This is a genomic window from Actinocrinis sp., from assembly GCF_035946395.1.
GTDB lineage: Bacteria > Actinomycetota > Actinomycetes > Streptomycetales > Catenulisporaceae > Actinocrinis.
In genome coordinates this window covers 1-9,264 of the sequence record NZ_DASYZI010000077.1, presented here as the reverse complement: position 1 = coordinate 9,264, position 9,264 = coordinate 1, and the positions used below count along the sequence as shown (strand labels likewise).

8 protein-coding genes are annotated in these 9,264 nt (G+C 70.3%); 3 read left to right on the top strand and 5 right to left on the bottom strand.

The window, feature by feature from the left end:
- Positions 1–100: 100 nt before the first annotated feature.
- Positions 101–1,909: a sialidase family protein gene (locus VGS97_RS05360; RefSeq protein ID WP_326852080.1), complete on the top strand. Its 1,809-nt coding sequence runs from the start codon at positions 101–103 to the stop codon at positions 1,907–1,909.
- A 116-nt stretch (positions 1,910–2,025) separates the two neighbouring features.
- Here the strand turns inward: VGS97_RS05360 and VGS97_RS05355 are convergent, their stop codons facing one another.
- Together VGS97_RS05355 and VGS97_RS05350 are read right to left on the bottom strand one after the other, a co-directional pair.
- Positions 2,026–3,276 (bottom strand): glycosyltransferase, encoded by a 1,251-nt coding sequence (locus VGS97_RS05355; RefSeq protein ID WP_326852079.1) that lies wholly within the window; start codon positions 3,274–3,276, stop codon positions 2,026–2,028.
- A 70-nt stretch (positions 3,277–3,346) separates the two neighbouring features.
- Positions 3,347–4,222: a LysR family transcriptional regulator gene (locus VGS97_RS05350; protein ID WP_326852077.1), complete on the bottom strand. Its 876-nt coding sequence runs from the start codon at positions 4,220–4,222 to the stop codon at positions 3,347–3,349.
- Between the two features lie 118 nt (positions 4,223–4,340).
- On the opposite strand from VGS97_RS05350, the gene VGS97_RS05345 reads away from it, so the two are divergent.
- Positions 4,341–5,201 carry an aldo/keto reductase gene (locus tag VGS97_RS05345; RefSeq protein ID WP_326852076.1) on the top strand — a complete coding sequence of 287 codons (861 nt, stop codon included), beginning with the start codon at positions 4,341–4,343 and terminating at the stop codon, positions 5,199–5,201.
- Between the two features lie 109 nt (positions 5,202–5,310).
- Complete coding sequence (locus tag VGS97_RS05340) at positions 5,311–6,393, top strand: Gfo/Idh/MocA family protein (RefSeq protein WP_326852074.1); 1,083 nt, start codon at positions 5,311–5,313, stop codon at positions 6,391–6,393.
- Between the two features lie 31 nt (positions 6,394–6,424).
- Here VGS97_RS05340 and VGS97_RS05335 read toward each other — a convergent pair whose 3' ends face one another.
- The 3 genes from VGS97_RS05335 to VGS97_RS05325 form a co-directional block, all read right to left on the bottom strand.
- Complete coding sequence (locus VGS97_RS05335) at positions 6,425–7,711, bottom strand: RNA polymerase sigma factor (RefSeq protein ID WP_326852073.1); 1,287 nt, start codon at positions 7,709–7,711, stop codon at positions 6,425–6,427.
- 95 nt (positions 7,712–7,806) lie between these two features.
- Positions 7,807–8,166: a YciI family protein gene (locus VGS97_RS05330; protein ID WP_326852072.1), complete on the bottom strand. Its 360-nt coding sequence runs from the start codon at positions 8,164–8,166 to the stop codon at positions 7,807–7,809.
- A 237-nt stretch (positions 8,167–8,403) separates the two neighbouring features.
- Positions 8,404–8,931 carry a hypothetical protein gene (locus VGS97_RS05325; RefSeq protein WP_326852071.1) on the bottom strand — a complete coding sequence of 176 codons (528 nt, stop codon included), beginning with the start codon at positions 8,929–8,931 and terminating at the stop codon, positions 8,404–8,406.
- Between the last annotated feature and the right edge of the window lie 333 nt (positions 8,932–9,264).

Here is a 9,264-nt window from a genome sequence, read left to right as displayed (position 1 = left end):
CTACGCCTAGCGTTCGCTGCGCCGTCGGCGCGCAACACACGCGCCGGCGTCTCGAATTCGCCGCCGCCCGATCGGCGGCGGCACAGGGAGGGGAGACTGAATGATCCGAATTCGTCCTGTTCCGGCTTTGGCGGTCGCCATCGCATCGGCGGCGGCGCTCGCAATGGGTCCCGCCGTCGCGCACGCGTCGGTCGCCGGATCTGCGGCCGGGGACCATCCGGCCGGCCAGGAATCGGCGAAGGTATCCGCGCGGGTGCACGCAAGCGCTGCTGCCCGGACGCACACCACGCCGAACCCGTTGCTGAAGGAGCAGTTCACCGAGGGCGCGGACGAGCTGCCCGAGGCCAACGTCGCAGCGCTCTGCCAGTCGTTCCTCGGCAGCCCGAACCCGTACGCCCCGATCGCGCCGAACGTCGACGTGATCAGCGGCGACACGGTCGTGCCGGTCGGCAGCCAGACCGGGTGCAGCGCGGCGCAGAACGAGACCACGGTCGCGCAGAACCCGAACAACCCGCGCAACCTGGTGGCCGGCTCGAACGACTACCGTGTCTTCAACAGCCGCGAGAACCGCAACGACGCCTCCGGCTGGGCCTACACGTCCTTCGACGGCGGCAAGACCTGGAAGGACGTCGTCGCGCCGCACCTGACCTTCCAGACCGGCGCGAGCGCTCCGCTGTCGCTGTCGGACTCGGCAGGCGACCCGGCGCTGGCGTTCGGCCCGCACGACACCGTCTACTACGCGAACCTGGTCTTCTCCCGGGACGCGCCGGCCGCCGGCGGCTCGCAGTCGGCCAGCGGCGTCGCCGTGTCCGCCTCGCATGACGGCGGACTGACCTGGGGCGAGCCGACCATCGTGCACCTGGACGGGTACAACGCGGATGGCACCGAGGGCCCGACGAACATCTTCAACGACAAGGAATGGGTCGCGGTCGACCAGCACACCGGTGCGGTCTACGTGACCTGGACCCAGTTCACGTTCGACTCGGCCGGCAACTTCCTCGAATCCCCGGTGGTCGTCGCGAAGTCCACCGACGGCGGCGCGAGCTTCTCCGCCCCGGCGCCGATCGGCCCGACGCTGGCGAACTTCACCACCGGCATCACCCCGTTCGGCAGCGGTACCAACCCGGTGGTCGCGAACGACGGCACGCTCTACGTCGCGTACGAGACCGCCGTCTGCCAGAGCGCCGCGTGCAACGCGCCGGCCGACCACGACGCGGTCGTCGTCGCGACCTCGCACGACGGCGGCGCGACCTTCACCAACCAGGAAGTCGCGCGCAACTTCGACTTCCCGTTCAACCCGGACGTGGCCAACACCACGCTGACCGGCGAGAACTTCCGGATCAACTCGTTCCCGCAGCAGACCTACGACCGTGTGGCCAACAGGCTCTACATCACCTGGGCCGATGACCGCAACGGCACGTACACCTCCTCCGGGGTGTCCGTGCACACCAACGGCACCAGCCTGCTGGTGTCCGCGGAGGCGACCCGGCACGGCGTGCTGAGCTGGTCGGCGCCGGCCCAGGTCGGCGCGGGCACCGACGAGGTGTTCCCGGCGGTCGCCGCGTACGACGGCCACGTGGCCGTCAGCTACTACACGCGGCATTACGACCCGGCGGGCATCGGCCTGGACTTCGCGATGGTGTCGGGCAACCGCAACTCGATCGCGAGGGCCGAGCAGCAGCGGCTGACCGGGCAGAGCGAGAACCCGGACGTGCAGTTCGTCTCGATCGGAGCGGTGTCCGGGCAGGTCCTTCAGGGCGTGTTCATCGGCGACTACACGGCGATCACGCTCGACGCGGACCTGAAGGCGCACCCGGTCTGGACCGACTTCCGCGGCAACCCCGGCGTGAACACTCCGAACCAGGACGTGGTGACGCAGGCGGCCTCGGTCAGCGGTGACGAGCAGTAGGTATAGGTAGTAGGTAAGTGGCAATTCAGTAGATTGGCCCAGCAAACAGGAGGGCTGGTCGTCCGGACGGGTGACCAGCCCTCCTGGCTTTCCGCGCCGCTGTCATGCCGCTGTCGTCACGCCACTGCCTCCAGGAGCGGGATCGGTAGCGGACGGGCGCCGACGCCGCTGGTGCGGCGGATGAGCGTGGCGTACCGCGAGATCATCCGGCGGCGCCCGAACGCGGCGCGCGTGGCGAGCAGCGCGAGGGTGAACTCGTCACGGCGGGCCAGCGCCTCGGCCCACGCGGCGGCGACGGCTTCGGCGTCCGGTTCGGCCAGCAGGCCGCGTCCGTCGACGATCGACGCGCAGTCGCCCACGTCCGTCGCGACCGGGATCGCGCCGCACATCATGCCCTCGATCAGGCACAGCGGCGCCGCTTCGCCGAAGGCTGATGTCAGCGCGACGACATCGGCCGCGGCGTAGAGCACCTGCGGGTCCTCGCGCGGGCCGAGCAGATGGATGCGCGGGTCGTGCGTTCCGGGAGTGCGTGCGAGCCCTGCGTCACGCAGGTCGTCGAGCAGGCGCGGGTTGCCCGCGGTCATGCCGGTGCCGCACATCAGCACGTGCGCGGCCGGGTGCGCGGCGAGGAACTTCGCGGCGGACGCGAGGAAGAGCGGCACGTTCTTCATCGTGTCGTAGCGCGCCGCGAACGCGATCACCGGGGCGTCCGCGCGGATGGCGAACGACCGGCGCATCCGCGCGCGGGCCCGTGGATCGGGGCGGAAACGGCGTAGGTCGACGCCGTTGGGGATCACGTGCAGCAGGCCGTCCGGAATCCCGGCGTCCCGATAGGCGGTGCGCGCCGACTCGGCGCAGCAGATCAGGGCCGCGATTCGGCCGGCGGCGACAGCCGTGCGCAACTGCTCCAGCGCCGGGCCCTGGTTCTGCGGATCGGAGCGGTGCAGGCAGGTGACGACCGGGCCGCTGAGCCCGGCCTGGTTCACCAGCCGCAGCGGCTGCTCCTTGAGGGTGAGCATGACGTCGGCCATGGCCGATTCGTACTCGACGACGGACAGTTCGTGGTCGTCGAACACTGTGTTATCGGACACAGCGTTATCAGACACTGTGTCATCGAACACCGTGTTATCGGCGTCCCCGTCGCGCAGCGCGGACACCTGGACGCCGGCCGCCACGAGTTTGCGGTAGCAGGGATCATCCTGCATCCACTGGAACGTCGCCTCGCGGTAAACCTGGCCGTGGATGCTGAGCACCCGGTGCCGTTGTCCGCGACCGTGCAGGCCGGTCAGGACGTCGGTGTGCAGGATGCGCGCACCGCCGCGGAAGAAGCCTTCATACAGCGAGAGAACCCCGATTTCATGAGACACTCGCACATGATCGGGCAATTCATGGCATTAAGGGCTCGCGCCTGGGAAAACTCTCCGTGAACTTCCGCTCTCAGCCCTGCCCCGGCACGCGCACCTCGCGCAGCAGCGCCGCCGCGGCCGCGCCGGGCGGGTCGGACGTGACGACGACCGTCTCCCACGCGGGTACGTCGCCGTCCAGGTCGATGAAGCGCACGCGGTCGGTCTTGACCGAGAAGGAGCGCGGCACCAGCGCGACACCCAGGCCGAAGGCGACCAGGTCCAGCAGCGAGTGCACGTCGGTGACCTCCAGGCCGACGCGCCGCTCGACCCCGGCCGCCGCCAGTACCCGGTCGGCCAGGTCGCGGGTGCCCCAGTCCGCCGGGAAGTCGACGAACTGCTCGTCCGTCAGATCCGCCGGCTTCGCCCGGTCCAGCGCGGCCAGCCGGTGGTCGAGGGCGCAGGCCAGCACGAGCGGCTCACGGTCCAGCGCGGTGACGACCACGTCCTCGGCGGGCCGCGGCGGCCGGGAGACGAACGCCATGTCGAGGCGGCCGGCGCGGACCAGCTCGATCAGTTCACCCGAACCGCCCTGCCGCAGCCTGATCTCCAGGCCGGGGTGTGCGGAGAGGAAGCCGGCCAGCAGCGTCGGCAGGTGCACCGCGTGCAGGCACTGGAGCGAGCCGATCGACAGCGAGCCGCGCAGCAGGCCCTGCACCGCGGCGACCGCGTCCTTCGCGGCGTTGCTGGCGGCCAGCGCGCGCAGCGCCTCGACCAGCAGCGCCTGCCCGGCCGGAGTCAGCTGCACCTGCCGGGTGCTGCGCAGGAACAGCGGCGCGCCGAGTTCGCGCTCAAGCGAGCGGATCGAGGCGGAGAGCCCGGATTGCGCGATGTGCAGCCGTTTGGCCGCGCGGGTGAAGTGACACTCCTGGGCGACCGCGACGAAGTGCTCAAGCTGGCGCAGTTCCACGGCCTGCTCCGATCAATCGCTCGGGGTGCTGGACGGCATCACTCGTTTCTGTTGGACAGCTTAATCCCGGGGATGGAGGCTGGTTCCGTACCGATCGTGGATTCCCTGAGGAGTGATCATGCAGACTCGTCGCATCGGTGACGCCGAGGTCGGCGCCATCGGACTCGGCGGCATGCCGATGTCGATCGAGGGGCGGCCGGACGAGCAGCGGTCGATCGCCACGATCCACGCCGCGCTCGACGCGGGCGTCACGCTGATCGACACCGCCGACGCTTACCACCGGGACGCCAACGAGGTCGGCCACAACGAGTCGCTGATCGCCGACGCGATCGCGAGTTACGGCGGCGACACCTCCGACGTGCTGATCGCCACCAAGGGCGGCCACCTGCGGCCCGGCGACGGCTCGTGGACGGTGAACGGCTCGCCCGACTACCTGAAGCAGGCGTGCGACGCCTCGCTCAAGCGGCTCGGCGTCGAGGCGATCGGGCTCTACCAGTTCCACCGGCCGGACCCCCGGGTGGACTACGCGGACTCGCTCGGCGCGATCCGCGACCTGCTGGACGCGGGCAAGATCCGCTTCGCCGGGATCTCGAACGCGGACCCGCGGCGGATCCGGCTGGCCGACGACATCCTGGACGGCCGGCTGGTCAGCGTGCAGAACCAGTACTCCCCGGCGTTCCGCTCCAGCGAGCCGGAGCTAGAACTGTGCGCGGCGATGGACATCGCCTTCCTGCCGTGGAGCCCGCTCGGCGGGATCTCCAGCGCGGCCGGGCTCGGTTCCCGCTTTGTGGCGTTCGCCGAGGTGGGCGCGGCCCACGGGGTCAGCCCGCAGCAGGTGTGCCTGGCCTGGATGCTGGCCAAGGCGCCGGTGGTGATCCCGATTCCCGGCTCCTCGCGGCCCGAGACCATCCGCGACTCGGTCAGGGCGGCCGAACTGGAGCTGTCGGCCGAGGAACTCGCGCGGCTCGACACGGTGTGAGCGGCGCGCGGCGTGAGCGTCATACAGCGGTACTGGCATACATGTGACATAAAGGTTTGGGTCTTGCCCGCGCGAGAGAGGATCCTCGCGTGACGAACAGGATCCGGGCGTGACGACACCGCCGGTCTCTTTTGGCATCGTCGGCAGCGGCTGGCGTGCCGAGTTCTTCGTCAGGCTCGCGGCCCTGATGCCGGAGCGGCTGACGCTCGTCGGCGGGGTGGTGCGCCGTCCGGAGAGCGCGGAGCTGGTCCTGCGGCGCTGGCACGTGCCCGCGTATCTCTCGGTCGGCGACCTGCTCGCGAGGCAGAGCCCTGACTTCGTGGTCACCAGCGTCCCGTGGCCGGTGAACCCCGAGGTGATAACAGAGCTCGTAGACGCGGGTGTCAGGGTTCTGGCGGAGACGCCGCCGGCGCCCGACGAGGCCGGGCTGCACGCGTTGTGGCAGCGCGTCGGCGCGCGCCGGATGGTGCAGGTGGCGGAGCAGTACCTGCTGATGCCCGGCCATGCCGCGCGTCGGGAGATCGTCGGGCGCGGGCTGATCGGCCGGCCGACGTCGGTGCAGGTCTCCTCCACGCACGGATACCACGCGGTCTCGATGATCAGGGGCCTGCTGGGCGTCGGATTCGAGCCCGCCAGGGTTTCCGCGTCGAGGTTCGTCGCGCCGCTGGTCGACCCGCTCACCCGGCACGGCTGGACCGACGACGAGACGGCCAAGGACGCGGCGACCACGCTGGCGACCCTGGACTTCGGCGGTGCGGCGGGGCTCTACGACTTCACCGACAACCAGTGGCACAACCGGCTGCGGCTGCGCCGGATCGTGATCCGCGGCAGCCACGGCGAGATCGCCGACGACACGGTCGTGCGGTGGGCGCGCCCGCGCACCGTGCTGCGCTCCGAGATCGTGCGCTCGCAGCTCGGCCACGACCTGAACCTGGACGGCCACGACACCGAACACCTGGCCTTCGAGGGCAGCGTGGTGTACCGCAATCCCTTCCTCGGCCTGCGGCTGATGGACGAGGAGATCGCGATCGGCACCATCCTCACCGCCACGGCCGCCTGGTCACGCGACGAGGGTCCCGAGCCCTATCCGCTGGATCAGGCGTGCCAGGACCACCTGATCGCCCTCGCGATCGATCGGGCGGCCGAGTCGGGAGCGCCGGTCGTCACGGAGCCCGGGCCCTGGGCGTATTGAGAGCTGTTCACAGAGCCGTCCACAGGACTGCCTACGTCTCCTCGTCCGACTCTGCGGCGCGGCGGCGCAGGAACTCGCGCTCGGCCTTGTTCCCGGTCCGTTCGATCGCGGCCTGATACGCCTCGGCGGCCTCGGCGCTGCGGCCCAGCCGCCGCAGCAGGTCGGCACGGATCGCGTGGTACAGGTGGAAGCCGTCCAGGCTCGGGGCGTTGATGAGCTGGGCGTCGACCAAGCCGAGCGCCGCTTGCGGGCCTTCGACCTCTGCCACCGCGACCGCGCGGTTGAGCCGGGCGATCGGGGTCGGGGCGAGCACGAGCAACTGGTCGTAGAGCTGGAGGATCTGGCCCCAGTCCGTGGCGGCCGTGATCGGCGCGTCGCTGTGCACCGCGTTGATCGCCGCCTGGATCTGATACGGCCCCGGCTGCCCGCGGCGCAGGCAGCGGCGCACCAGCGCCTGGCCCTCGGCGATCAGCTCGCGGTCCCACAGCTCACGGTCCTGCTCGGCCAGTGGGATCAGGCCGCCGCCCGGGCCGGTGCGTGCCGCCCGGCGCGACTGGGTGAGCAGCATCAGCGCGAGCAGCCCGAGTGCTTCGGGCTCGTCGGGCATCAGGTCGGCCAACAGCCGGCCGAGGCGCACCGCCTCCGTGCACAGCTCCTCGCGGATCAGCCGGTCGCCCGAGCTGGCCGTGTACCCCTCGTTGAAGATCAGGTAGACCACGGCCAGCACGGCGCGCAGCCGGTCCGGCAGATCGGCCTCGCCGGGGATCCGGTACGGGATCCGGGCATCGCGGATCTTGCCCTTTGCCCGCACCAGCCGCTGGGCCATGGTCGGCTCGGGCACCAGGAAGGCGTGCGCGATCTCGGCCGTGGTCAGCCCGCCGAGCAGCCGCAGCGTCAGTGCGACGCGTGCCTCGGGGGAGAGCGCGGGGTGGCAGCAGGTGAAGATCAACCGCAGTCTGTCGTCGCGCACTGGCCCCTCCTCCGGCTGCTGATCGTGCGGGTTCTCGGGCAGCACGCCGCTGCCGCGCTCGTGTACCAGGGCAGCGGCGGCGTGCCGGTCCGCGCGGGACGCCTCGCGCCGAAGACGGTCGATCGCCCGGTTGCGGGCGGTGGTGATGATCCAGCCGGCCGGGCTCGGCGGCGGGCCGTCGGCAGGCCAGCGCACCGCCGCCGCCGCGAAGGCCTCCTGGACCGCGTCCTCGGCGATGTCGATGTCGCCGAAAGCACGGACCAGGACGGCCACCGCGCGTCCGTACTCCGCGTGGAAGGCACGCTCGACAGCGCTCGCGGTGCTGTCAGGTGCTGTGTTATCAGGCACTGTGTTACCTGGCGTTGTGTTACCGCGTGCTGTGTTGTCAGCCCCCGTGCCACCGGACCCTGTGCTATTGGACCCCGTGATGCCGGGCACGCGGCTTAGCGCTCGCTCTCGTCGACGAACGGACGCACCTCGATCGCCAGCCCCGTGATCACCTGCGCGTACTTGCGGCCCCACTCCAGTGCGGCGTCGAGGTCGGGCACCTGAATGATGGTGAAGCCGCCGACGTACTCCTTGCCCTCCAGGTACGGGCCGTCGGTCATCAGCACGTCACCGTCCTTGGCCCGCAGCACGGTCGCCGTGCTCGGGGCGTGCAGACCCCCGTTGAACACCCACACGCCTGCGGCCTTCGCCTCGTTGGTCAGGGCGTCGACGTTGCGCATGATCGGGCCCAGGACCTCCGGCGGCGGCGGGGGCACGTCTGCGGGCGTGTAAATGGTGAGCAGGTACTTGGTCATGACGGGAACTCCTCGCTGTCCGCGTGCTTCTCGGCCCGGCCGTTCACGTTCGCTCCGGCCGGCTTCTCACGCTCTACACGAACGGCCCCCGCCCGGATCGACGGCGACGCGCGAGATTCTCTTCAGATTCTCGGCCCGCCCGCCGGCAGACGCGAATGGGACGGGTCGGCCGTGTTGGGTGACACGGCCGACCCGCCCCGAGGATCGCCTACTCCCGGCCCAGCCGGGTCAGGAGCGTCAGACGGCGATGTTCTCGAAAATCACATTCACCGCGACGCCGCGTGCCGTCGAGCTGGTGGGGATCGGCACGAAGGAGACCACGCCGCTACCGCTGCACGGCAGCTCGAACGAGGTCGGGATCTGGTAGTTCAGCCCGAAGTCCGAGATCACGACCGGCGGGTTCACCGGGGTGGTGCCGGCCGGCAGGATGCCCGGCCAGCTGATGATCGCGTCGATCTCCTTGGCGGCCGAACCGGTGAAGCCGACCTGCCAGGTCCCGGAGAACGGCGGGAACAGCTCGTTGGCCTCGACGGTCTGGCCGGCCGCGGGGTGGCCCAACTGGCCCGGGGTGGCCGGGCCGGGGCACACGACCCTGATCACCGGTTCGGCGGCGGCGGTCGGGGTGGGCCCGCCGTTGACGGTCGCGGTGAAGTAGTCGTTCGGGCCCACCGGCATGATCACATCCGCGTGGGCGGCCGGGGCGAGGGCGCCGGCCAGGGCGAGTGCGGCGGCGGTGGAGAAGAGCGCGCGCAGACGTGCGGTCATCTTGCGACTCCTTTGGCGCAGAGAAGTGGCGTAGCAAATATGTGTGGATGATTCATATTTGGTACTGAATCAGTCCAGCGCGGATCGTAGGAGAGTACTGAGTCACTGTCAACGTTTCCAGTTGGCCAGGCGCCCGGAGCAGGGATGTTGCCAATGGGGCCGTCGAGCACTTGCGTGGTCGGCGGCCCCGGTGAAGCGAGTCAGGCGGGATCAGCTGCTGAAGATCTGGAACTCTGAGATTTGTCCGGCGGGCCAGCCGGTGTTGGCGGTGAAGTTCAGCCGTACGTACCGGGTGCTGGTGGTGGTGAAGGTGATGGTGACGGTGTTGCCGGT

Excerpts from the sequence above, each read along its gene's own strand:
- VGS97_RS05325 (WP_326852071.1), bottom strand. The coding sequence starts at position 8,931 with ATGACCGCACGTCTGCGCGCGCTCTTCTCCACCGCCGCCGCACTCGCC.
- VGS97_RS05360 (WP_326852080.1), top strand. The coding sequence starts at position 101 with ATGATCCGAATTCGTCCTGTTCCGGCTTTGGCGGTCGCCATCGCATCG.
- VGS97_RS05345 (WP_326852076.1), top strand. The coding sequence starts at position 4,341 with ATGCAGACTCGTCGCATCGGTGACGCCGAGGTCGGCGCCATCGGACTC.
- VGS97_RS05330 (WP_326852072.1), bottom strand. The coding sequence starts at position 8,166 with ATGACCAAGTACCTGCTCACCATTTACACGCCCGCAGACGTGCCCCCG.